The sequence below is a fragment of the Stenotrophomonas sp. NY11291 genome (assembly GCF_023277365.1).
GTDB classification, from domain to species: domain Bacteria; phylum Pseudomonadota; class Gammaproteobacteria; order Xanthomonadales; family Xanthomonadaceae; genus Stenotrophomonas; species Stenotrophomonas geniculata.
The window spans coordinates 723943-746631 of record NZ_CP096975.1 but is presented as its reverse complement, the minus strand read 5'-3'; the positions used below and the strand labels follow the sequence as shown (position 1 = coordinate 746631).

18 protein-coding genes and 1 riboswitch are annotated in these 22689 nt (G+C 67.0%); of the genes, 8 read left to right on the top strand and 10 right to left on the bottom strand.

Annotated elements, in window-relative coordinates; all coding sequences use genetic code 11:
- The first annotated feature begins 62 nt into the window (after positions 1 to 62).
- Positions 63 to 1274: a methionine adenosyltransferase gene (metK, locus tag M1L61_RS03305; protein ID WP_248854321.1), complete on the top strand. Its 1212-nt coding sequence runs from the start codon at positions 63 to 65 to the stop codon at positions 1272 to 1274.
- Between the two features lie 140 nt (positions 1275 to 1414).
- Entirely contained in the window at positions 1415 to 1921 is a 507-nt protein-coding gene (locus M1L61_RS03300) for an acyl-CoA thioesterase (RefSeq protein ID WP_010481883.1), read from the top strand.
- A 67-nt stretch (positions 1922 to 1988) separates the two neighbouring features.
- Here the strand turns inward: M1L61_RS03300 and ppc are convergent, their stop codons facing one another.
- A complete protein-coding gene (ppc, locus tag M1L61_RS03295; RefSeq protein WP_248854320.1) occupies positions 1989 to 4700 on the bottom strand; it encodes a phosphoenolpyruvate carboxylase in 2712 nt (903 codons plus the stop codon).
- A 234-nt stretch (positions 4701 to 4934) separates the two neighbouring features.
- Positions 4935 to 7451 (bottom strand): prolyl oligopeptidase family serine peptidase, encoded by a 2517-nt coding sequence (locus tag M1L61_RS03290; protein ID WP_248854319.1) that lies wholly within the window; start codon positions 7449 to 7451, stop codon positions 4935 to 4937.
- A gap of 120 nt (positions 7452 to 7571) precedes the next feature.
- A riboswitch (S-adenosyl-L-homocysteine riboswitch) is annotated at positions 7572 to 7655 on the top strand.
- A 36-nt stretch (positions 7656 to 7691) separates the two neighbouring features.
- Here M1L61_RS03290 and ahcY point away from each other — a divergent pair.
- The 3 genes from ahcY to M1L61_RS03275 all read left to right on the top strand — a co-directional run bounded on the left by ahcY (position 7692) and on the right by M1L61_RS03275 (position 10284).
- Complete coding sequence (gene ahcY, locus M1L61_RS03285; RefSeq protein WP_049451423.1) at positions 7692 to 9137, top strand: adenosylhomocysteinase; 1446 nt, start codon at positions 7692 to 7694, stop codon at positions 9135 to 9137.
- A gap of 170 nt (positions 9138 to 9307) precedes the next feature.
- Positions 9308 to 9781 (top strand): Cys-tRNA(Pro) deacylase, encoded by a 474-nt coding sequence (gene ybaK / locus M1L61_RS03280; protein WP_049399794.1) that lies wholly within the window; start codon positions 9308 to 9310, stop codon positions 9779 to 9781.
- Positions 9781 to 10284, top strand: coding sequence for a hypothetical protein (locus tag M1L61_RS03275; RefSeq protein WP_049448953.1), 504 nt, complete (start codon positions 9781 to 9783; stop codon positions 10282 to 10284). The genes ybaK and M1L61_RS03275 overlap by 1 nt, the downstream gene beginning before the upstream one ends.
- On the opposite strand, the gene M1L61_RS03270 is transcribed toward M1L61_RS03275, so the two are convergent.
- Entirely contained in the window at positions 10281 to 10913 is a 633-nt protein-coding gene (locus M1L61_RS03270) for an energy transducer TonB (RefSeq protein WP_248854318.1), read from the bottom strand. The two genes, M1L61_RS03275 and M1L61_RS03270, sit on opposite strands and share 4 nt — an antisense overlap.
- Before the next feature lie 90 nt (positions 10914 to 11003).
- Positions 11004 to 11561: a DUF3228 family protein gene (locus M1L61_RS03265; RefSeq protein WP_248854317.1), complete on the bottom strand. Its 558-nt coding sequence runs from the start codon at positions 11559 to 11561 to the stop codon at positions 11004 to 11006.
- Between the two features lie 136 nt (positions 11562 to 11697).
- Here M1L61_RS03265 and M1L61_RS03260 point away from each other — a divergent pair, with 136 nt between their 5' ends.
- Positions 11698 to 13215: an amidohydrolase family protein gene (locus M1L61_RS03260; protein WP_248854316.1), complete on the top strand. Its 1518-nt coding sequence runs from the start codon at positions 11698 to 11700 to the stop codon at positions 13213 to 13215.
- Between the two features lie 6 nt (positions 13216 to 13221).
- On the opposite strand, the gene M1L61_RS03255 is transcribed toward M1L61_RS03260, so the two are convergent.
- Genes M1L61_RS03255 through M1L61_RS03245 form a run of 3 tightly spaced genes read right to left on the bottom strand, consistent with a single transcriptional unit; the run spans position 13222 to position 15950 of the window.
- Entirely contained in the window at positions 13222 to 13953 is a 732-nt protein-coding gene (locus tag M1L61_RS03255; RefSeq protein WP_043397977.1) for a LytTR family DNA-binding domain-containing protein, read from the bottom strand.
- A complete protein-coding gene (locus M1L61_RS03250) occupies positions 13950 to 14999 on the bottom strand; it encodes a histidine kinase (RefSeq protein ID WP_043397974.1) in 1050 nt (349 codons plus the stop codon). Before M1L61_RS03250 ends, M1L61_RS03255 begins: the two co-directional genes overlap by 4 nt.
- 24 nt (positions 15000 to 15023) lie before the next feature.
- Positions 15024 to 15950, bottom strand: a complete 927-nt coding sequence (locus M1L61_RS03245) for an alpha/beta hydrolase (RefSeq protein WP_248854315.1) — start codon at positions 15948 to 15950, stop codon at positions 15024 to 15026.
- Positions 15951 to 16153: 203 nt separating this feature from the next.
- On the opposite strand from M1L61_RS03245, the gene metF reads away from it, so the two are divergent.
- Positions 16154 to 16981, top strand: a complete 828-nt coding sequence (metF, locus tag M1L61_RS03240) for a methylenetetrahydrofolate reductase [NAD(P)H] (RefSeq protein ID WP_004143823.1) — start codon at positions 16154 to 16156, stop codon at positions 16979 to 16981.
- A gap of 40 nt (positions 16982 to 17021) precedes the next feature.
- The gene (locus tag M1L61_RS03235) at positions 17022 to 17606 is read left to right on the top strand and encodes a DUF4124 domain-containing protein (RefSeq protein WP_043397970.1); all 585 of its coding nucleotides are present in this window, start codon (positions 17022 to 17024) and stop codon (positions 17604 to 17606) included.
- A 44-nt stretch (positions 17607 to 17650) separates the two neighbouring features.
- On the opposite strand, the gene M1L61_RS03230 is transcribed toward M1L61_RS03235, so the two are convergent.
- The 3 genes from M1L61_RS03230 to M1L61_RS03220 form a co-directional block, all read right to left on the bottom strand.
- Positions 17651 to 18607 carry a Nudix family hydrolase gene (locus tag M1L61_RS03230; protein WP_010481915.1) on the bottom strand — a complete coding sequence of 319 codons (957 nt, stop codon included), beginning with the start codon at positions 18605 to 18607 and terminating at the stop codon, positions 17651 to 17653.
- A 113-nt stretch (positions 18608 to 18720) separates the two neighbouring features.
- Complete coding sequence (gene secA / locus M1L61_RS03225) at positions 18721 to 21453, bottom strand: preprotein translocase subunit SecA (protein WP_019338074.1); 2733 nt, start codon at positions 21451 to 21453, stop codon at positions 18721 to 18723.
- Positions 21454 to 21720: 267 nt separating this feature from the next.
- The gene (locus M1L61_RS03220; protein WP_043397967.1) at positions 21721 to 22677 is read right to left on the bottom strand and encodes a M23 family metallopeptidase; all 957 of its coding nucleotides are present in this window, start codon (positions 22675 to 22677) and stop codon (positions 21721 to 21723) included.
- Positions 22678 to 22689 lie beyond the last annotated feature (12 nt).

Genomic DNA, 22689 nt, shown 5'->3' with positions numbered 1-22689 from the left:
CGGCGCACCCCGTGTATCATTCGCGCCCATCTTTCCATCCGAATCAAGGGATATTACGCCTGATGTCCAGCTATCTCTTCACCTCCGAGTCGGTCTCCGAAGGCCATCCGGACAAGGTTGCCGACCAGATCTCCGATGCGGTGCTGGACGCGATCCTGACCCAGGACCAGCGCGCCCGCGTGGCCTGCGAGACCATGGTCAAGACCGGTGTTGCCATCGTGGCCGGTGAAATCACCACCAGCGCCTGGATCGACCTGGAAGCACTGACCCGCAAGGTCATCACGGACATCGGCTACGACAGCTCCGACGTCGGCTTCGACGGCGCCACCTGCGGCGTGCTGAACCTGATCGGCAAGCAGTCGCCGCACATCGCCCAGGGCGTGGATCGCAAGAAGCCGGAAGAAATGGGCGCTGGCGACCAGGGCCTGATGTTCGGCTATGCCACCAACGAGACCGACAGCTACATGCCGGCCGCGATCCACCTGTCGCACCGCCTGGTCGAGCAGCAGGCCAAGATCCGCAAGAAGAAGAACTCGCCGCTGTCGTGGCTGCGCCCGGACGCCAAGAGCCAGGTCACCCTGCGCTATGAAAACGGCGTGGTCTCGGCCATCGACGCCGTGGTCCTGTCGACCCAGCACGCCCCGGGCATCAAGCAGAAGGACCTCATCGAGGCCGTCCGCGAAGAAATCATCAAGCCGGTGCTGCCGGCCAAGTGGCTGCACAAGGGCACCAAGTTCCACATCAACCCGACCGGCAAGTTCGAGATCGGTGGCCCGGTGGGCGACTGCGGCCTGACCGGCCGCAAGATCATCGTCGACACCTACGGCGGCTGGGCCCGTCACGGTGGTGGCGCCTTCTCCGGCAAGGACCCGTCCAAGGTCGACCGTTCGGCAGCCTACGCGGCCCGCTACGTCGCCAAGAACGTGGTTGCCGCCGGCCTGGCCGACCGTTGCGAAGTGCAGGTCTCCTACGCCATCGGCGTGGCTGAGCCGACCTCGATCTCGGTCACCACCTTCGGCACCGGCAAGATCAGCGTCGACAAGATCGAGAAGCTGATCCGCAAGCACTTCGACCTGCGCCCGTACGGCATCATCAAGATGCTGGACCTGGTGCACCCGATGTACCAGCAGACCGCGGCCTATGGTCACTTCGGCCGCAAGCCGAAGGAGTTCAGCTACCTCAACGGCGAAGGCGAGACCGTCAACGCCACGGCCTTCTCCTGGGAGAAGACCGATCGCGCCGCCGCCCTGCGCGCCGATGCGAAGCTGAAGTAAGAAACACGAAGGGCCGCTCACGCGGCCCTTCTGCTTTCTGTAGAGCCGAGCCCATGCTCGGCTTTCTTTTTCCTGCGACAAGAGCAGCCGAGCATGGGCTCGGCTCTACAAGAGCTACGCCACGCCGATACAATCGCCCCATGTCGACCGAACTGAAAACCCACCAGCTGTCCATGACCGTGCTGATGTCGCCGGAGATGGCCAATTTCTCCGGCAAGGTCCACGGTGGCGCGATCCTGCGGCTGCTCGACCAGGTCGCCTATGCCTGTGCCAGCCGCTACGCCGGCAGCTACGTGGTCACCCTGTCGGTCGACCAGGTGATGTTCCGCCAGCCGATCGCGGTGGGCGAGCTGGTCACCTTCCTGGCCTCGGTGAACCATACCGGTACCTCGTCGATGGAAATCGGCATCAAGGTGGTGGCCGAGGACATCCTCAAGCGCAGCGTGCGCCACGCCAACAGCTGCTTCTTCACGATGGTGGCGGTGGACGAGGAAGGCCGGCCGACGCCGGTACCGCCACTGCAACCGGCCACCTCCGACGAGAAGCGCCGCCAGGCCGCCGCACAGATCCGCCGCCAGCTGCGCCAGGAAATGGAACAGCGGCACCTGGAACTGCTGGCGTCGAATCCGCCGTCGCCGGAGGAGTGAGGGCGTGCGGGGCACGCCCCGCACCCACCGAGGCAGGTAGCGCCGGGCCATGCCCGGCGGATACGCATCAACCCGTGTTCTGCACCCCCTGCGAAACGCCGTTCACGCACGCCACCAGCGCGCGCAGCAGCTCGTCATCCTCGCGCCCGCTGGCCCGCCAGCGCTGCAGCAGATCCACCTGCAGCACGCTGATCGGATCGACGTAGGGATTGCGCAGGCGGATCGACAGCGCCAGCCGCGCATCATGGTCCAGCTGCGTCTTCTGGTCCATCAGCGCCAGCAGCCAGTGCCGGGTAAGTTCCAGTTCGCGCTGTACCTGCGGGAAGAAGCGCCCGTGCAGGTCGCCAGACAACAGCGAGAACTGCTCGGCGATGGTGATATCGCCCTTGGACAGCACCATCGCGATGTCGTCCAGGAAGGTGCGGAAGAACGACCAGTCACGCGCCATTTCGCGCAGGGTCTCTTCATGGCCAGCGTCCACCGCCGCCTGCAGGCCGCTGCCCACGCCGTACCAGCCGGGAATGACGGCACGCGCCTGGCTCCAGGCAAACACCCAGGGAATCGCACGCAGGTTGCCCAGTGCCGCATCCTGGCCGAGCCGACGCGAAGGACGCGATCCCAGCGTCATCCGCTCGATCACGTCGATGGGTGTGGCGGTACGGAAGTAGTCCATGAAGCCGGCCTGGCCAACGAACGCGCGATACACCTCGCTGCTGGCCGAGGCCACCGCGTCCATCACCGGCCGCCACTCATCCTCGCGCGGCTCGGCGGCACGCGGGCGCAGGCTGGCGCGCAGCACTGCACCGGTGGCCTGTTCCAGCGAGCGCAGGGCCAGCGCCCGGATGCCGTATTTGCGATGGATCACCTCGCCCTGCTCGGTCACCCGCAGGCGGCCATCGATGCTGCCGCGCGGCGACGCATCGACCGCGTGCGTGGTCTTGCCACCGCCACGGCTGATCGAACCGCCACGGCCATGGAAGAAGGTCAGGCGGATGCCGGCCTCGGCCGCCACCTCCAGCAGTTCCACCTGCGCACGCTGCAGGCCCCAGCGCGAAGCAGCGATGCCACCGTCCTTGCTGCTGTCCGAATAGCCCAGCATCACCATCTGCACGTCGTCGCGCGCACGCAGATGGGCGCGGTAGACCGGGTCGGCCAGCAGGTCACGCAGGGTGGCCGTGCCACGCTTGAGGTCATCCACGGTTTCGAACAGCGGCGCGATGTCGAGCGGCACCGAACCGCCTTCTTCCACCAGGCCGCCACGGCGCGCTAGCGCCAGCACCGCCAGCACATCGCTGCGGTCGTGTGCCATCGAGATGATGTAGCTGCCCAGTGCATCGCTGCCATGCCGCGCGTGCGCATCGGCCAGCGCAGCGAACACCGCATCCAGCCGCTGGTTGCCCTCGTCATCGCCATTGGGCAGCGTGTCTTCCCCGCTGGCATGCGGGCCCAGCAGGCGCGCACGGCCCAGCGCATCCAGCGCCTGCCAGCTTTCTTCGCCGCCCAGCACCGCAGCCAGTGCGCGCGCATGCACGCTCGATTCCTGGCGCACATCCAACCGCGCCAGATGGAAGCCGAAGGTCTTCACCCGCCACAGCAGGCGCTGCACGGCGAAGCCGCCTGCATGTTCGCCGCGATTGGCGCGCAGGCTGTCGAGGATCAGCTGCAGGTCGTCGATCAGTTCGGCGGGGCCAGCATAGTTGCCTTCGCCATCATCCAGCGTGGCCTGCAGGCGCGCGCGCATGCGGTCGTTGAGCAGGCGGTACGGCATGTCGGCATGGCGTGGGCGCGACTGCACCTGCGGCAGCAGCTGCTGGTACTGCGCCACGCGCGCCTGCAGCGCATCACTCACGCCCACCCGCTCGGTGGACTGGCTGAGCAGGCTGGCCAGCTGCAGCAGTTCCTTCTGGTAGCGCCCGAGCACCGCCTGCCGCTGCGCATCCAGCGTGTTGCGGATGGTGGTCGCATCCACGTTCGGGTTGCCATCCATGTCGCCGCCTACCCACGTGCCGAAACGCAGCAGGCGCGGCAACGGCAGTTCTTCACCGTAGGTATCGCGCAGCGCCTGCTGCAGCGATTCGTACAGCACCGGAATCACCCGGTACAACACCTGCACCAGATAGAAGCCGACATGTTCGCGCTCGTCATCCACGGTGGGCCGCACCGGCGAGGAGTCGGTGGTCTGCCACGAGGCCGTCAGCGCCATGCGGAAGCGCGCGGCGTCGGCCGCGGCCTCACCTGGTGTGCGCTGGCCGTCGAGGTTGTCGACCAGGCTGGCCACCATCAGCTGCTCTTTTTCCAGCAGCGCGCGGCGCACCGCCTCGGTCGGGTGCGCGGTGAACACCGGTTCGATGTCGATGCGCGGGAGCCACTGCGCGAGTTCGTCCAGGCCCACGCCCTGCGCCTTCAGGTGCTGCAGCGCGTCCTGCAGGCCATCAGGCTGTGCACCTGCGGTACCGGCGCGCTGATAGTCACGGCGACGGCGGATGCGATGCACGCGCTCGGCGATGTTGACCACCTGGAAGTACGTGCTGAACGCACGCACCATGGTTTCGGCCTGCTGCGGCGTGCGCCCGGCCAGGCCATCGGCCAGCTCCGACAATGGAGCTTGATTCTCGCGGCGGGCGATGGCGCGGGTGCGCACGTCTTCGACGTCGTCGAGAAACGCGGCGGACACCTGTTCAACCAGCAGGTCACCGACCAGCGCGCCGAGCCGGCGCACGTCATCGCGAAGCGGAAGATCGGGAGAAGCAAACTCGATGCTGCTGCGGTACTCGTTCATCGGCGACGCACAGGCCTCGGTCAACGGATCCAGGCCCCAAGCCTAAACCAGAACGGGCGTCGTGCTGCGATGCAAAAATGGTTTCATCTGCACGTATCCATGACGGACGCAGCCGCGCATGGGCTCGGCTCTACAAGCGTCGTGGCGCGTGACACCGTGTAGCGCCCGAGCCCATGCTCGGGCGGCGGCGCAGCCGCACAGGCGGCCCCGTTGCGGGGGCCGCCGTCACACTAGTCAGCGCTTCTTCTTCGCCTTGCCCTGCTCGGCCGGGCCGATGGTCTGCTCCAGCCAGCGCTCGCTCTCGGCCAGCATGGTCATGATCGATTCGCGTGCGCGGTAGGCATGCGATTCGTTCGGCAGCATCACCAGCCGCGCGGTACCACCCAGGCCCTTCACCGCCGCGAACATGCGCTCGCTCTGGATCGGGAAGGTGCCGGAGTTGTTGTCGTCCACGCCATGGATGAACAGGATCGGATCCTTGATCTTGTCGGCATAATTGAACGGCGCCATCTTCTGGTAGACGTCCTGCGCCTGCCAGTAGTTGCGTTCCTCGGCCTGGAAACCGAACGGGGTGAGCGTGCGGTTGTAGGCACCGCTGCGCGCGATGCCGGCCTTGAACAGGCGGGTGTGCGCCAGCAGGTTGGCGGTCATGAACGCACCGTAGGAATGGCCACCGATGGCGATGTGCTCGCGATCGGTCACGCCACGACGCACCACCTCATCCACCGCGGCCTGCGCGTTGGCCACCAGCTGTTCGATGTAGGTGTCGTTCGGCTCCTTGTCGCCCTCACCGATGATCGGCATCGACGGACTGGCCAGCACCACATAGCCCTTGGCCAGGAACGCCTGCGGGCCCCAGTAGCTGACCGCATTGAAGCGGTACGGCGAATCGGTCACCTGGCTGGCCGCCGCCGCGCTCTTGAACTCACCCGGGTAGGCCCACATCAGCAGCGGACGCGGACCATCGCGCTTCGGGTCGTAACCCGGCGGCAGCAGCAGGGTCGCGGTCAGGTCGACGCCATCCTTGCGCTTGTAGCGGATCTGCTCCTTCTGCACGCCCTTCAGCTGCGGCAGCGGATGGGCGAAATGGGTCAGCGCGCGCGGTGCGGCACCGGCATCGGCCAGCGACTGCACGTAGAAGTTGGCCGGCTCATCCGGGCTTTCACGGCTCAGCAGCAGCGAGCTGCCTTGGTCGTCCAGCAGCGCCACTGGCGCGGCGTAGCTGGGCGCCTGCGAGTGGAACAGGCGGGTGGCCTTGCCCGTGGAGATGTCGAAGCGGTCCACGAACGGGCGGTCGCCCTCCGGCGATGCACCGGCACCGGCCAGGTACAGGCTGCTGCCATCGGCGGTGGTCTGCAGCAGCGAGCGCCCGCGGTCGTCGCTGGACAACAGCGGACGGCCCGGGTCGGAATAGCGGTCCTGCGCGTCACGATCCCACAGCAGGCGCGGCTCGGCACCGGCATTGTCCGGGGCAATCAGCCAGGTCCTGGTCTTGCGCGTCTTCCACCACGACTCGGTCAGCAGGGCCAGGTCGCCACGGCCCCAGTTGATACCCACCAGACGGCTGCCGAGCTGGGCCAGGGTCACCGGCGGTTTGTCGAACGGCGCGGCCTGCATCAGCACCGCATCGCGCACCTTGGCGTCCCTGTTCGGGTCGCCGCCGTCCTGCGCTTCGGCCCAGACCAGGGTGGCGTCGGCATCACCGCGCCAGCTGATGTCGCGCACGCCGGTCACTTCGGCATCGTTGCCGGTCGGCAGCCCTTCCACCAGCGGGCGAACGGCGACGGTGTGCACCAGCTTGCCGCTGGCACGGTCGATCACTTCGATGCGGCGCGGGAAACTGCTCACCGGCACCACGTAGGAGTACGGGCGCTGCACCGGCTGGCGCAGCACGAAGCGGCCATCCGGCGACACCGAGAAGCCCATGAAGATGCCGGCCGCGCCGATCGCGCGGGTGCTGCCATCCAGGCCGACTTCCATTGGCTGGGTAGTGGCGTAGTAGTCGAACTGGCGTGCGTCGGCCTCGTTCTTCAGCAGGTCCTGGTAGGTACGGATCGACACCACGCCGCCGCCCTGGCTGGTCTGCTGCACGGCCGGGCCGGTCGGAATGCCATCGGCGGGCGGGGCCGCACCGAGGTTGGCCGGGCGGGTGAACACCACCAGGCCGCGGCTGTCCGGCAGCCACTGGTAGCCGCTGCCGATCACCGTGTTCAGGCCGGCAACCAGACGGCGGGCACTGCCACCGGCCACGTCCACCAGCCACAGTTCATTGGCGCCACTGGCGGCATCGACCTGGTTGAAGGCCAGCCACTTCTGGTCCGGCGACCACATCACACTGGCGATCGACAGCTTGGCCGGCAGGCCGCTGATCTGCCGTTCCTTGCCGTCGGCAACGTTCATCAGCCACAGCTTCTCGCCGAAGCTGAAGCGGCTGTCGGAGAACGTGCGCGGGTTGATACGCAGGCCGGCCAGCTTCAGTTCCGGCTGCGCCACCACCTGGATCGACGGCAGCGACGGCATCTGCATCATCGCGGCCACGTCGCGGCGTGGCGACAGGTACAACGAGGGCGCACGGGGCGCGTCCACCACCGCCTGCAGCGCGGCCGACGGCAGTTCGTAGCCGTTGACGCCCTGGGCCTGTGCGGCCACAGGCTGCGGCGCTGCCGCCCAGGCCAGCGGGGCCACCGCCAGCAGTCCCATCGACAGGACCAGGCCGGTCCAGCGCCGTGTGCGGCGCGCGTGCATGCTCATCGTTCCACCTGTGTGATGCGTGAAAACACCGACCTTAACAGTCTGTGCACGCGATCCCATCTGCCGATGGTTGGGTCGTTCCGATGTCATGCCGGGGCCGCGATATACTGGGCGTTCTCCCCTGCCGAGGGGCGCTGCGACCGGATCCCATGAGGCCCGGCCAGGCTCGGTAAGGTGGCTTTGTAACAACGGCGCCCGGCTAGATGCGAGCACCCGCTCGTCCACAACCGGAGCACACGAATGAACGCTGTTGCCAAGACCTTCTCCACCGAAGGTGATTACAAGATCCGCGATATCACGCTGGCCGACTGGGGCCGCAAGGAACTGGACATCGCCGAGCACGAAATGCCGGGCCTGATGTCGATCCGTCGCAAGCATGCCGCCAGCCTGCCGCTGAAGGGCGTGCGCGTGACCGGTTCGCTGCACATGACCATCCAGACCGCGGTGCTGATCGAGACCCTGAAGGACATCGGCGCCGACGTGCGCTGGGCCTCGTGCAACATCTTCTCGACCCAGGACCACGCTGCCGCGGCCATCGCCGCCACCGGCACCCCGGTGTTCGCGTGGAAGGGCGAGACCCTGGAAGAGTACTGGGACTGCACTCTGGACGCGCTGACCTTCACCCTGGCCGACGGCACCCTGACCGGCCCGGAGCTGGTGGTCGACGATGGCGGTGACGTGACCCTGCTGATCCACAAGGGCTACGAGCTGGAAAACGGCAGCGACTGGGTCAACACCGCGTCCTCCTCGCACGAAGAACAGGTCATCAAGAACCTGCTCAAGCGCGTCGCCAAGGAGCGCCCGGGTTACTGGGGCCGCGTGGTCAAGGACTGGAAGGGCGTCTCCGAAGAGACCACCACCGGCGTGCACCGCCTGTACCAGCTGGCCCAGGCCGGCACCCTGCTGATCCCGGCGATCAACGTCAACGACTCGGTCACCAAGAGCAAGTTCGACAACCTGTACGGCTGCCGCGAGTCGCTGGCCGATGGCCTGAAGCGCGCGATGGACGTGATGCTGGCCGGCAAGGTGGCCGTGGTCTGCGGCTATGGTGACGTGGGCAAGGGCTGCGCCGCCTCGCTGCGTGCCTACGGCGCGCGCGTGATCGTCACCGAGATCGACCCGATCTGCGCCCTGCAGGCGGCGATGGAAGGCTATGAAGTCAATACCATCGAATCGACCCTGGGCCGTGCCGACCTGTACGTCACCACCACCGGCAACAAGGACATCATCCGCATCGAGCACCTCAGCGCGATGAAGGACCAGGCCATCGTCTGCAACATCGGCCACTTCGACAACGAGATCCAGGTCGACGCGCTGGTGTCGTTCGCCGGCATCAAGCACGTCAACATCAAGCCGCAGGTGGACAAGTACATCTTCCCGAACGGCAACGCGATCTTCCTGCTGGCCGAAGGCCGCCTGGTGAACCTGGGCTGCGCCACCGGCCACCCGAGCTTCGTGATGTCCAACAGCTTCGCCAACCAGACCCTGGCACAGATCGACCTGTGGGCGAACAAGGACAGCTACGAGAAGAAGGTCTACCTGCTGCCGAAGAAGCTGGACGAAGAAGTGGCCCGCCTGCACCTGGAAAAGATCGGCGTGAAGCTGACCACCCTGAGCCAGGAACAGGCCGACTACATCGGCGTGCCGGTGGAAGGCCCGTTCAAGCCGGACCACTACCGCTACTGATGACTGTGGGGTGCCGGCCAACGGCCCGCACTTCCGGTGCATGCGACACGGACGGGCGCCTTCGGGCGCCCGTTCAGCGTTTGCGCACGGCCGAACATCACGCGTCCACCAGAGTGGGGGCCAATAGCCTCGGTCAAGGCAGCACTCTCAGCGCGCGCTACGATGCCCCCATGACCCCGGCCATCAACCTGCTCAAGCGCGAGAAGATCGCCCACACCGTGCGCAGCTACGTGCACGACGCCCACGCCGAATCGTATGGCGGCGAAGCCGTCGACAAGCTCGGCCTCGATCCGGCCCAGGTGTTCAAGACCCTGTTGGCCAGCACCGAGACACACGAACTGCTGGTGGCGATCGTGCCGGTGGCCGGCCAGCTGGACCTGAAGGCCCTGGCCGAAGCGGCCGGCTGCAAGAAGTGCGAGATGGCTGCCGCAGACGCCGCACAGCGCGCGACCGGTTACCTGGTCGGTGGCATCAGCCCGCTCGGGCAGAAGAAGCGCCTGCGCACCTTCCTGGACGCCAGCGCGCAGGCATTGCCCGCGCTGCATGTCAGCGCCGGTCGCCGCGGCCTGGAAGTGGAACTGGCGCCGGCTGACCTGCTGCGCCTCACCGCCGGCCACTACGCTGCCATCGGCAAGTCACGCTGATGCGCTGGCCGTGGTCTGCAGCACCGATTCCCCGGCTCGACGATGCACAGGCCGACGTGCTGCTGCAGGACCTGTTGTCGCGCGACGCAACGCGCATCACCGATGCCGCACGCACCGTCGCCCGATTGTTCACTCCCGCATCCCTGGAGGCGTTGAGCGCGCATGTGGATACGATTGAACGCAGCTGCCAGGGCGTCGCCCTTGGCGGCATGCTGATCAGCAACCAGGCTCACCTCAAGGCGGCCCTGCAACGACTGCGCTACTGGCAGGCGCGCGAAGGCTGCCTGTGTGCGCTCTACCCTTCCTATGTGTTCTTCAGCCCCGAGCCGCTGCTGGAACAAGGTCACGTGCAGCTGCGTGCACGGGGCGAAGCGGAGGATGGCTGGGGCGAATGCTACCGGCTGACGTGCACCTGCTGCGCGCGGCAATGGAGCGCGACCGAGCGCGAGTACCACTACCGCTGGTGGGAGTGGAAGGCCGAGCCCGCCCTGCAGATGCCCTAGTTGAGCTTGAACGTGACCGTTCCGCGTATCAGGCTCATGTCTGGCGCCTTGCCCGCCGCTTCACGCTCATAACGCCAGTCGCGCGCGTGCTTGAGCGCCGCCGCATCGAGCAGTGGGTACCCACTGGACCGGGACAGGATGATCGCCTGGGTCTTGCCTTGTGCATCCAGCAGCAGCATCAGCTCGACACCGCCCTGCTGGGCTTCGCGCATGGCGGCCGCGGGATACGCCGGGACCGACGAGAGCCGCCGCTGGTGCCAGCCTCCTTCCCGGGCAATCAACGGCGTGCTGGAAGAGAGCGGGCAACGGGCAGGCATCTGCAGGTCGAAGCCCGCAGCCCCTTGCGAAGGCCGGGTGGTGACTGGCCCACCACAGGCAATCGCCGACACGCTCTGGAGCAATGACTGCTGACGCGAAAGCGCTGCTGCGTCATCCGCTTCCACATGGAACGTGCAACGCCCCGAGGTTGCCTGCGCCTGCAGTGACCCCACGCCCGCGTCGCGGATCTGCGTCACGTCGGACAGGGCCCCACAGGCAGCGCCTGCATCGTACTTTGCTGCCGGGCTTTCACTTGCGGCCAGCAGGCCTGCGGCGACCCATGCAAACGGCATCCAGCTGCGAACATTCATCCCTGTGCTCCCTGCGTTGATTCACCGCCATGGTAGCGCTCCACTGCCGTCACCCTGTTCACATGCCGGCTGTCCGGCCACAGCGTGGGCTCAGGGCCGCCAGTTGGCGTTGTTCTCCCAGAACTCCACCGAGCGCCGGTAGGCCTCCCGGTCCAGCGGCACACCGGAACCGCCCTCCTCCACGCCCAGCGCATTGCGCATCATCGTGATCGGCGCCATCGGCACCTCTTCCGGTTCGGCGGTGTAGATGCAGCCGACGATGCCCCACTCGGCCTCGATCGGTGAACCTTCCTTCGCCAGCTGCCCAGCGCTGTACAGGATCACCACCAGGTAGTTCGCACGCGGTGATTCCACGCCCTCGAACCAGCGCACCAGCACCGGCAGTTCCTCGCGGTTGCGTGCCTCGTAACCACTGCGCAGCAGATGGCGGTTGGCCTCGGTGACCGGCACCGTCAGGCAGCGCGTGCTGGTCCAGTTCTCGTAGACGAACAGCTTGCAGAACGGGGCGTAGCCGTCGAGCACCTTCAGCGGCGCATGCGCGTTGAGGTGTGCCTCGAACTGCTCGGCAGTGCAGTCCTGGATGGTGTTGCCGCGCGGCACGCGCGGGAACAGGCGGGGACGGGCGAAATCGGTCAGGACGATGGACATGGCAGGGCGTGATCAGGAGTTCCACCGCACAGGGTAACCGCCCCGGAGCCAGGCCGGGCCAGATGCCGATGGTCACTGGTGCCCGTGTCCGGCTTGCAGCACCCTGCGGACGACCCAATGCAAGGATTGCCGGCTCATGGATGCAGCACGCGCGTTGCCCCGTTCCGCCCACCGTCGGCGATGGCCGATCGTTCTGGCCATCCTCCTGCTGGCGCCGCCATTGCTGTTCGCCGCCGCTCTGCTCTGGCCGCTGTCGGCACCGCCGTTGCCCGAGCCGGGCAACAGCCGCGTGATCGTCAACGCGCGGGTGGTGGACGTCGCGCGTGGCCAGGTCAGCGCCCCCACCACAGTGACAGTGCGCGACGGCACGATCACTGCCATTGGCAAAGCTCCACGGGACACCACATTGCCAGTGCTCGATGCCGGTGGCCGCTGGCTGGTGCCCGGCTTCTGGGACATGCATACCCATGCACTGCAGCTGTCACCGCAACTGCAGTTCGCACTGATGCTGGCCAATGGCATTACCGGCACCCGCGACATGATGGACTGCCCGCAGGCTACCGACCCGCTGATCGCCTGCGTGGCTGACAAGCGCCGCTGGACTGCACAGGCCATCGCAGGGCAACAGGTCGCACCACGCTTCGTGCAGATCGCCAGCTTCTATTTCGAGGATCCATCACTCTCGCCAGACGCCGCCGCCGAACGCGCACGCACCTACACTGCGCGCGGCATCGATGCACTGAAGGTCTACAACCGGCTGCGTGCGGACACCTACCAGCGGCTGGCCACCGAGGCACGGCAGCTGCACCGTCCACTGGTCGGCCACCTGCCCAGGGCTGTGCCTCTGGAAGACGCGGTGCAGGCAGGCCAGCGAAGCTTCGAACACGCCCATCTGTTCGTGCGCCACTGCTTCGACAACGCGGCGGCATGGCGCGGTGGCGCGCTTGACGGCGAAGACCCGACTGGACTGGCCGAACGCATGGTGGCCAGCTATCAGCCCGCGCTCTGCAGCAAAGCGTTCGGTTTGATGCAGGCCAGTGCTGCAGCATTCGTGCCAACGCATGTCACCCGCGAAGAAGATGCACGTGCACGCGACCCCGCCTTCGTCAACGATCCGCGCTTGGCCTATCTGGACCCGCTCTCACGCTGGGCGTGGCGTGATGACCTGCAGGCCACCGTGGCGCGCTATCCCGGCCGACGCGGCGAAGACGCACTGAAGACCTACTTCGAGCATGGGTTGGCACTGACCGGTGCGGCGCATCGTGCCGGCGTCACCGTGCTGGTCGGCACCGATACCGGATTGGGCGGCCTGCGCTACCACGACGAACTGCACTGGCTGCGGCAAGCCGGCCTGAGCCAGGCCGACGTGCTGCGCGCAGCTACGCTGCAGGCCGCGCGTCATCTGCAGTTGCAGGCATCGCATGGCAGCGTCGAAGTCGGCAAAGCCGCAGACCTGGTGCTGCTTGATGGCAACCCGCTGCACGACACCGCCAATACCCGTCGCGTGCATGCGGTACTGCTGGCCGGCCACCTCTATGACCGCCCGCGGCTGGATGCGCTGCTGGCCTATGCGCGCGGGCAGGCACGCTCACCCGCCGTAATGGCACGCCTGCTGTGGGGCTTCATCACCAGCCCGGTCAGTGCCGAGCTGTAGCGGCAGCTACAACGCCATCCGCTCGCGCAGTTCACGCGCCTGCCGCCGCGACACTTCCACCTCACTGCCATCATCCAGCGTCAGCTCGTAACCATCGGCAATGCTGGGCGTTACGCCACGGATGCGGCGCAGGTTGACCAGGGTATTGCGGTTGGCACGGAAGAACAGATCCTGCGGCAGGCGTGCTTCCAACGCGCTCAGGCTGCGGGTCAGCAAGGCGTTCTGGTCGCGGAACCACAGCCGCGTGTAATTGCCATCCACCACCAGCCGGCGGATCTCGGAGACCGCCACGAACCAGCAGCGTTCTCCCTCGCGCACGAACACCTGGTCCTGCGCGCCCAGTGTGCTGCGCGGCTCCCGCGTTTCGCCCGCCACCACCTCGCGCTGGCGCGCCCGCTCCAGCGCCTCCAGCAAGCGTGGCGCCTCGACAGGCTTCACCAGATAATCCAGCGCATTGGCCTGGAACGCGCGCACGGCGTAGGTGTCGTAGGCGGTGACGAACACCACTGCAGGCACCGTCTCCAGGCCGTCCAGCACATCGAAACCACTGCCGGAAGGCATCTGCACGTCCAGCAGCACCAGGTCCGGCGCCAGCGTGGCGATCGCCTCGCGCGCGGCAGGCACATCGTCGGCCTCACCCACGCACTGCACCCATGGCAGCGCCGACAACAGCGTACGCAGCTCCTGCCGCGCCAGCCGCGCATCATCAACGATCAACACACGCAGCGTGGCACTCATTGTGGAATCTCCAGCAGGGCCTGCATGCGGTCGCCGACCGGTTGCAGCGTGAAACGCCCCTGCGTGCCGAGCTGCGCATGCAGGTAGGTCAGGCCGACGCCATGCCCATGGGCAGGCTCGCCGGCGCTGCCCGGCGGGTTGTCCACCTGCAGTCGCAATACATCGCCGTCCAGCGTGGCCTGGATCTGTACCTCGCCACCACCGGGGCGGCTGGCAATGCCGTGCTTGATCGCATTCTCCACCAGCAGCTGCAGCGCCATCGCCGGCAACTGCGCCTGCAGGGCGTCAGCATCGATGTGCCGAGCTACCTGCAGGCGCTGCTCGAAGTGGATGGCCTCGATCGCCAGATAGTCGTCCACCACCGCCAGTTCTTCGGCCAGCGTGACCTGCTCACTGCGGTTGTGCGCCAGCGCCTGGCGCAGCGTGCGCGACAGGCGCGTGACCATGTCGCGGGCGCGCTCGGGGTCTTCCAGGATCAGCGCGCGCAGGTTGTTCAGCGCATTGAACATGAAGTGCGGGTTGAGCCGTGCGCGCAGTGCATCGCGCTCCAGTGCGCTGCGTTCGGCTTCGGCTCGCAGCCGGGCCAGTTCACTGTGGCGCGCCCGGCGCAGACCGTGCAGGCCGGCCCACAGGCCGGTCCACATCAGCAGGAACAGCGCGGTGTTCATCCAGTACACCAGCAGCGAAGACCATCGGTAATCCGCGTGGCCACCGGGCAGCTGCACCCAGCCCAGTGCCAGCGCCGGCAGCAGCAGCGCCGCCGTCATCGCCTGTGCGACGCTGGCACCGGCCACCACACCGGCGGCCAGTTTCAACACCAGGCTGCCCAGGCTCCCCTCCCACCAGCGCTGGCGCAGCGCCACCGCGCGCAGCATGCCACTGCACAGCCACAGGCAGGCGGCCACGCTGACGGTGATCAACACGATGCCGCTGAACACCACGCCGCCGCCGATCCGCATCCCCGCCCACAGCCCGTACATCGCATAACCCGCCCATGCCAGTGCATTGAGCGTCCAGAAGCGGCGGGATGAGGTAGTGGCGTCCATGCGGGCTCTCGGCGAGGACAAGGGTCAGGGGTGCGCGGCGAGGAAACGCTGCACCTGCTCCTGCAGCCAGCGCGGATCATCCCACATCAGGAAGTGGAACCCCTGCGCGCTCATCGCGATCTGCACGCCCTGAAGCTTCGCGTACTGGGCCTGGAACACCGCGCGCGTGCTGGCCTCGGTGCCGCCCATCGGCTGGTAACCGGCCCAGCTGCCCAGCACCAGCGTCGGTGCGCTGATCGAGGCGATGCTGTCGCGCAGGTCGGTGGTCATCACCGCATGCATGGCATCGGCGGTGGTCTGGCGGTCACTGCCTTCGCCCCAGCGGCCCAGCTCGGCCTGGCGCTGCGGATCACGGGTCATGCCCGGAAGGCCCGCCTGCAACTGCGCCTGCCATTGCGCGGCGTCGGCAGCGAGCATGCCCTTGCGCAGCTGGTCGGCCATCGGCCGCACGCTGTCTGCGGTGGCCTTCGGGTCACGCGCGGCTGGCAGAAACGGCAGTGCATCGACCACCATCAGGGCGCTGACCGCCGCCGGCTCGGCCTGCGCCATCTGCAGGCCCAGCAGGCCACCCAGGCTGTGTCCGATCACCACCACCGGGCCCAGGTGCCGGTCATGCAGGTAGGCCAGCAGCTGCCCGCGCATGGCCGGCAGGAAGTCGGCCGGGCGCGGATCAGCGGCTGCGGCGCTGGCAAAGCCGGGCAGCTGCACCAGATGGCACTGCACGTCCTTCAGCGCCAGGCAGGTCTCGCGCCAGACCTCGGCGCTGCTGTTGAGACCGGGGATCATCAGCAGCGGACGGCCCTTGCCGACCACCTCGACCTGCACCTTGCCGGTGCCTGTGGCGGCCGCCGCATGGGCCGGACCGGAGCCAAGCACGGCCATCGCCATGCCGATCATCGCCAGCCGGGCCAAGGCCTTCATTGCGTACCACAGTGCCAGGAAGATCTTCATCGTCTGCTCCTTCGTCGGGTGGGTGGTGCCGGGATGGGAACAGCGTGCCGCCGGGCCAGTGCCCCCGGTTACGATTTCGGAGCAACGGCCGGACACCTGGGCGAACGGTCGCGTGCCACGGATGGCCTGCCCTCACGCAGCCGTCAGACATCCATCTTGATGAAGCGATATACTGGCCCGCACCCGCCGCCACCGCCCGTGCCATGACTGCCATCAGCTTCGAGTTCTATCCGCCCAAGACCGACGAACAGCGCAGCCAGCTGGACCGCGCCGCGGCCAAGCTGAAGGACTACGGTCCCGAGTACGTGTCGTGTACCTTCGGCGCTGGTGGCTCGACCCTGAGCTACACCTCCGAAACCGTGCGCCATCTCAACCAGCACCACGGTTTCGATGCCGCGCCGCACCTGTCGTGCGTGGGCGGCACCCGCCAGGAAATCCGCGAGCTGCTCAAGCTGTATCGCGCCATCGGCTGCCGCCGCCTGGTCGCGCTGCGCGGCGACCTGCCGTCGGGCATGGGCTTTCCCGGCGACATGCGCTATGCCGCCGAACTGATCGACTTCATCCGCGCCGAGCACGGCGATGCGTTCCATATCGAAGTAGGCGCGTACCCAGAAACGCATCCGCAGGCCTCCGACGCACTGGCCGACCTGAAGCACTTCAAGGCCAAGATCGATGCCGGTGCCGATGCGGCGATCACCCAGTACTTCTTCAACCCGGACGCGTACTTCCATTTCGTCGACGAAGTACGGCGGCTGGGCGTGCAGGTACCGATCACCCCCGGCATCATGCCGATTGCCAACTTCAGCCAGCTGCGTCGCTTCTCCGAACAATGTGGTGCGGAGATTCCGCGTTGGATCAGCCGCAAGATGCAGGCCTATGGCGATGACGCGGAGTCCGTGCGTGCATTCGGCACTGAAGTGGTGGCCCGGCTGTGCCAGCGCCTGATCGAGGGCGGCGCACCCGGCCTGCACTTCTACACCCTGAACCTGGCCAAGCCGACCACCTCGGTGCTGAAGCTGCTGCAGGGCTGAGAGCACGACGCGCAAGCGTGATCGGCGCTACCCTGCAGGAATGATCCGGCTTTCCTTCCTGCTGTTGCTGCTGCCGCTGTGCGTGCTGTCGAGCGTCGCCCAGGCGCAGTCCACGCGCCTGAACCGCTGTACCGATGCCCAGGGCCAGAGCGTGTATACCGACCGTCCCTGCGACAGCCTGGGTGCGCAGTCGCGGCTGCCGCCGCCTGCGCCCGCCGGTAACACCCTGCAGCGCGACACCCTGGGGGCACGCTGCCCGCGGCGACTGAGCGAACTGGTGGATGCGCTGCGTACTGGCATCCTCAGCAACGATGTGAACCGGCTGTCCTCGCTGTACCTGTGGGGCGCGGTCTCTGATGCGGGTGCGCAGCGCATCCTCGGCCAACTGGAATCGTTGGCGCGGCGGCCATTGGTGGACGTGGTGCCGGTGTATCCCTCGCAGGCGCTGCCGCAATCGCAGGATGAGGGCCAGAGCCCTGCTGCGCAGGGATCCGACTCTGTGGTCTCTGTGGCGCGGCATCCGATCGGCCTGCGCCTGGAACAGACCTTGCCCGGCAGCGTGTCGCGCGCTTCGACGGTGCTGGGGTTGCGGCGGCAGTACGGGTGTTTCTGGATCACGTTGTGATCGGGAGGGTCAGGGCCCCGCGTTGCGATGATCCGACCCTGACATCACGCCGGCCACAGCGCGCGAATGGCGGCGATGCCCTGCCCACCATGGCGACGCGCCTCACTGATGTGGCCACTGCCCATGCCACCCAGCGCGTAGATCGGCAGTGACACCTGCGCACGCAGCTCGGCGAAGGCATCCCAGCCCAGCGGCACGGCATCGGGATGGCTGGCCGTGGCCTGCACCGGACCCAGCACGGCGAAGTCGCAGCCCAACTGCTGTGCGGCCTGCAGCTGCTGCAGGTCATGGCAGGACGCGGCCACCAGCTGGCCTTCGGGCAGCGGACGCTGCGACAGCTCCAGCAGCTGTTCGCTGCCCAGATGTACGCCCACGCCCAGTGCGCGTGCCAGCTCGATATCGCGGTTGAGCAGCCACTGCACGCCGCTGCGACGATGCGCGCGCAGGGCCTGCTCGACCATCGCCTGGCGCTGCGGATGCGCCGTCGGCAAGCGCAGCTGGATGCGCTGCTGGCCCGCGGCCACCGCGCGCTGCAGCTGTTCGTGCCAATGCTGCATGCCACCCTCATCATCGGCCGGCGCCGGGGTGATCAGGTAGCTGTCGGGCTGGCGCAGGGCGGCCACCACCGGCAGGTCTGCCGGCGGCATTGAATAGCGGCCCAGCTTGTCCGGCGCCACCCAGGTGATCGCCTGCCCTTCACGGCCGCGGGGGGTTCCCTTCCAGCTGCGCACGTGGCGCACTTCCAGGGTCAGGTGCTTGTCCGGATAGCGCTGCGGCACGTCCATCAGCCACTCGCCGACATCGGCCTCGATGCCCAGTTCCTCGCGCAGCTCGCGCACCAGGGCCTGCTCGGAGGTCTCGCCGGATTCGCGCTTGCCGCCGGGGAATTCCCACAGGCCAGCCATGTCGCGGTTCTCGGTACGGCGGTTGAGCAGCACGCGGCCACGGGCGTCGGTGATGACGGCGGCCACAACGTGGATCGATCGGGTGGGGGAAGGCATGGAGGAAGCATGCCCAGAACAGGGCGGCCCGTGCAATCTCGGATCCGGCCGGATCAGCCCTGCGAAACAGCCGCCATAAAAGAAGAACCCCGCTTTCGCGGGGCTCTTCGGGGTCAGCTCAGCTGGCCGTGGCAGTGCTTGTACTTCTTGCCACTGCCGCACGGGCATGGATCGTTGCGGCCGATCTTCGGCTCGTCGCGCTGCACCTGTGCGTTGCCCTGCTGGGCAGCCTGCACCTGCGCAGCTTCCTCGTCGGCGCTGTAGCCGCCCACGTCCTGGTGCTGGAACTGCGACTGGCTCAGGCGGGCTTCGGCCTGCTGGCGTTCGGCCGCTTCCAGCGCCTGCACTTCCTCGTCGCTGCGGATGCGCACGCGCGACAGCAGGGTCACCACTTCGCGCTTGACGTTCTCCAGCATGTCCGAGAACAGTTCGAAGGCTTCCTTCTTGTACTCCTGCTTCGGCTGCTTCTGCGCGTAACCACGCAGGTAGATGCCCTGGCGCAGGTAATCCATGCGGGCCAGGTGCTCCTTCCAGCTCTGGTCCAGCACGGTCAGCATCACGTGCTTCTCCAGCGCGCGCATGGTCTCTTCGCCCACGCCGGCTTCCTTCTCGGCGAAGTGCTGGTTGACGCGTTCCTGCACCTTGGCGGCGATGGCTTCGGCGTCCAGCTCTTCGTGCGACTTGACCAGGTCGGTCAGCGACATCTGCAGGCCGAAGTCCGACTCCAGGGTCGCTTCCAGGCCACGCAGGTCCCACTGCTCGTCGATCGAGTTCGGCGGCACGAAGCGGGCCACCACGTCGAAGATCACGTCGTCGCGGATGCCGTCGACGTTGTCCTTCACCGACTCGGCGTCCAGCAGCTCGTCGCGCTGGGCGTAGATCACCTTGCGCTGGTCGTTGTTGACGTCGTCGAAGTCCAGCAGGTTCTTGCGGATGTCGAAGTTGTGGGCCTCGACCTTGCGCTGCGCCTTCTCGATCTGGCGGCTGACCAGGCGGTCCTCGATGACGTCATCTTCCTTCATGCCCATCATGCGCATGGCCTTCTGCACCCAGTCGGAGGCGAAGATGCGCATCAGGTTGTCTTCCAGCGACAGGTAGAAGCGGGACGAACCCGGGTCACCCTGGCGGCCCGAACGGCCACGCAGCTGGTTGTCGATACGGCGCGATTCATGGCGTTCGGTACCGACGATGTGCAGGCCGCCGGCAGCCTTGACGGCCTCGTGGCGCTTCTGCCATTCGGCCTTGACCGCGGCCTTCTGCTCGTCGGTCGCGTCTTCGCCCAGCTCGTGGATTTCCGCTTCCAGCGAACCGCCCAGCACGATGTCGGTACCACGGCCGGCCATGTTGGTGGCAATGGTCACGGCCGCCGGACGGCCGGCATTGGCGACGATGGTCGCTTCGCGGTCATGCTGCTTGGCGTTGAGCACTTCGTGCTTCACGCCCGCCTTGCGCAGGTGCTCGGACAGCATTTCCGAGGTTTCGATCGAGGTGGTACCCACCAGCACCGGCTGGCCACGCTTGGCGCACTCTTCGATGTCGGCCAGCACCGCATTGAACTTGCCCTTGCGGTTGAGGAACACCTGATCCGGGCTGTCCTTGCGGATGGTCGGGCGGTTGGTCGGAATCACCACCACTTCCAGGCCGTAGATGCTCTGGAACTCGAAGGCTTCGGTATCGGCCGTACCGGTCATGCCGGACAGCTTCTTGTACATGCGGAACAGGTTCTGGAAGGTGATGCTCGCCAGCGTCTGGTTCTCGCGCTGGACCGGCACGCCTTCCTTCGCTTCCACCGCCTGGTGCAGGCCATCGGACCAGCGACGGCCGGACAGGGTGCGGCCGGTGAACTCATCGACGATGACCACTTCGCCATCGCGCACGATGTAGTCCACGTCACGCTGGTAGATCGCGTGCGCGCGCAGTGCGGCGTTGAGGTGGTGGACCACGGTCAGGTTCTGCGGCGCGTACAGGCCTTCGGTCTCGCCGTCGAGGATGCCGGCCTCGACCAGCAGCTGCTCGGCGTGCTCCATGCCCGCTTCGGACAGGTGCACCTGCTTGCCCTTCTCGTCGACCCAGAAGTCGCCTTCGCCGTCTTCCACTTCCTGCTTGACCAGGTTCGGCACGACGCGGTTGACGCGGATGTACAGCTCCGGGGAATCATCGGCCGGGCCGGAGATGATCAGCGGGGTACGCGCTTCGTCGATCAGGATGGAGTCGACTTCGTCGACGATGGCGTAGTGCAGGCCGCGCTGGTAGCGGTCGGCCTTGGACAGCGCCATGTTGTCGCGCAGGTAGTCGAAACCGAATTCGTTGTTGGTGCCGTAGGTGATGTCCGAGGCGTAGGCTTCGCGCTTGTCGCTGTGCGGCATGCCCGGGTACACCACGCCCACGCTCAGGCCAAGCCAGTTGTACAGCTTGCCCATCTGCGCGGCGTCACGGCGCGCCAGGTAGTCGTTCACGGTGACCACGTGCACGCCCTTGCCTTCCAGCGCGTTGAGGTACACCGGCAGGGTCGCCACCAGGGTCTTGCCTTCACCGGTGCGCATTTCTGCGATCTTGCCCAGGTGAAGCACCATGCCGCCGATCAGCTGCACGTCGTAGTGGCGCATGCCCAGCACGCGGCGGCCGGCTTCGCGGCAGACCGCGAACGCTTCCGGCAGCACCTTGTCCAGGGCTTCACCATTGGCGATGCGCTGCTTGAACTCCGGCGTCTTGGCCTGAAGCTGCTCGTCGGAAAGCTTCTCGATCTCCGGTTCCAGCGCATTGATCTTGGCGACGATGCGGTTGAGCTGGCGCAGCTGTCGTTCGTTACGACTGCCAAATACGCGGGTAAGCAGGCTGTTGATCATTGAAGGAACCGGGTTGGATGGACACGACGCCCGGCCTCCCCCTTGGGATCCGTCCGCCGCAAACGAAACAGGGCGCCTGGCGCCCTGTCGATGGCAACACCCATTGTAGCTTGGGACGGCCGTGAGGGGTTTCAACCCTTTGCGGTCGTCCAGGCGGCCGGGACCAGGGTCCTGGCGGCCGCGCTTCGCGCTCGCGGGGCATGGCCCCGCGCTACCGCCGGGATCCGACGGCGTGCCGGTAGCGCCGGGCCATGCCCGGCGTTGGGTTCAACCGCGGCTGATGCGGCCGACCGGCGTATTGCCGCCGTCGCCAAGGAACTTGCGCGGGTTGACCACGTTGCCGTTCTCCCACACCTCGAAGTGCACGTGGGCGCCGGTCGAACGACCGGTGGAACCGGCCTTGGCCACTTCCTGCCCGGCACGGACCAGGTCGCCAACCTTCACCACCAGGCGCGAATTGTGCGCGTAGCGGGTGACGTAGCCGTTACCGTGGTCGACGTCGACCACGTTGCCGTAGCCGCCCTTGACGCCGGAGAAGCTGACCACGCCTTCGGCCACGGCCATCACCGGGTCACCGACCTTGGCGTGGAAGTCCATGCCCTTGTGGGTGGCGGCACCGCGGCCGAACGGGTCGGCACGGGTGCCGAAACCGGAGGTCACATAGCTGTTGCGGATCGGCATGCGCGAGGGCACGGCGTTCTGCTGCAGCTGGTGGTCGAACATCAGCGATTCCATCACCGACAACTGGCGGCCTGAAGCAGCGAAGCGCTGCTCCAGCACCTGTAAGTCGGCGTTGACGTCCTTGACCGGGATGTCGCTGGTCGGGCCGCCGGCGTCACCGTCACCGAGGCCGGGGGTCTCGTTGAAGTCGAACTCGCCGTCTTCCAGCTTGCCCATCTGGGTCAGCCGTTCGCCGAGGGCGTTGAGGCGTGTGGCCTGGGCCTGCAGCTCGCCGAGGCGGGCCGCCAGCGCGTTGACCTGGGTCTGCGCATCGCGCTTGACCTTGGCCAGCTCCGCATCCTGGCGCTCGACCTTGGCCTGCAGGCGGGAGTCATTCAGCGCGCTGGCGCCAATGCCACCGGCAAGGCCGATAATGCAGCCTACCCCGAGCACGCTGCCCAGCAGGGCGCGGGGGCGGTCCTCGAAATAGAACCGCAAACGCGCGATGGGCGACGATTTGGCCTGTCCTTCACGCGTTTTGATTACGATCTTTTTGAATGCCATCAGTGAGTTTTC

Coding starts and splice junctions, on each gene's coding strand:
- M1L61_RS03230 (WP_010481915.1), bottom strand. CDS start 18,607: ATGCCTTCCCCCACCCGATCGATCCACGTTGTGGCCGCCGTCATCACC.
- ahcY (WP_049451423.1), top strand. CDS start 7,692: ATGAACGCTGTTGCCAAGACCTTCTCCACCGAAGGTGATTACAAGATC.
- M1L61_RS03250 (WP_043397974.1), bottom strand. CDS start 14,999: ATGGACGCCACTACCTCATCCCGCCGCTTCTGGACGCTCAATGCACTG.
- M1L61_RS03275 (WP_049448953.1), top strand. CDS start 9,781: ATGCGCTGGCCGTGGTCTGCAGCACCGATTCCCCGGCTCGACGATGCA.
- metK (WP_248854321.1), top strand. CDS start 63: ATGTCCAGCTATCTCTTCACCTCCGAGTCGGTCTCCGAAGGCCATCCG.
- ppc (WP_248854320.1), bottom strand. CDS start 4,700: ATGAACGAGTACCGCAGCAGCATCGAGTTTGCTTCTCCCGATCTTCCG.
- M1L61_RS03255 (WP_043397977.1), bottom strand. CDS start 13,953: ATGAGTGCCACGCTGCGTGTGTTGATCGTTGATGATGCGCGGCTGGCG.
- M1L61_RS03300 (WP_010481883.1), top strand. CDS start 1,415: ATGTCGACCGAACTGAAAACCCACCAGCTGTCCATGACCGTGCTGATG.
- M1L61_RS03265 (WP_248854317.1), bottom strand. CDS start 11,561: ATGTCCATCGTCCTGACCGATTTCGCCCGTCCCCGCCTGTTCCCGCGC.
- M1L61_RS03220 (WP_043397967.1), bottom strand. CDS start 22,677: ATGGCATTCAAAAAGATCGTAATCAAAACGCGTGAAGGACAGGCCAAA.
- ybaK (WP_049399794.1), top strand. CDS start 9,308: ATGACCCCGGCCATCAACCTGCTCAAGCGCGAGAAGATCGCCCACACC.
- secA (WP_019338074.1), bottom strand. CDS start 21,453: ATGATCAACAGCCTGCTTACCCGCGTATTTGGCAGTCGTAACGAACGA.
- M1L61_RS03245 (WP_248854315.1), bottom strand. CDS start 15,950: ATGAAGATCTTCCTGGCACTGTGGTACGCAATGAAGGCCTTGGCCCGG.
- M1L61_RS03235 (WP_043397970.1), top strand. CDS start 17,022: ATGATCCGGCTTTCCTTCCTGCTGTTGCTGCTGCCGCTGTGCGTGCTG.
- M1L61_RS03290 (WP_248854319.1), bottom strand. CDS start 7,451: ATGAGCATGCACGCGCGCCGCACACGGCGCTGGACCGGCCTGGTCCTG.
- M1L61_RS03270 (WP_248854318.1), bottom strand. CDS start 10,913: ATGAATGTTCGCAGCTGGATGCCGTTTGCATGGGTCGCCGCAGGCCTG.
- metF (WP_004143823.1), top strand. CDS start 16,154: ATGACTGCCATCAGCTTCGAGTTCTATCCGCCCAAGACCGACGAACAG.
- M1L61_RS03260 (WP_248854316.1), top strand. CDS start 11,698: ATGGATGCAGCACGCGCGTTGCCCCGTTCCGCCCACCGTCGGCGATGG.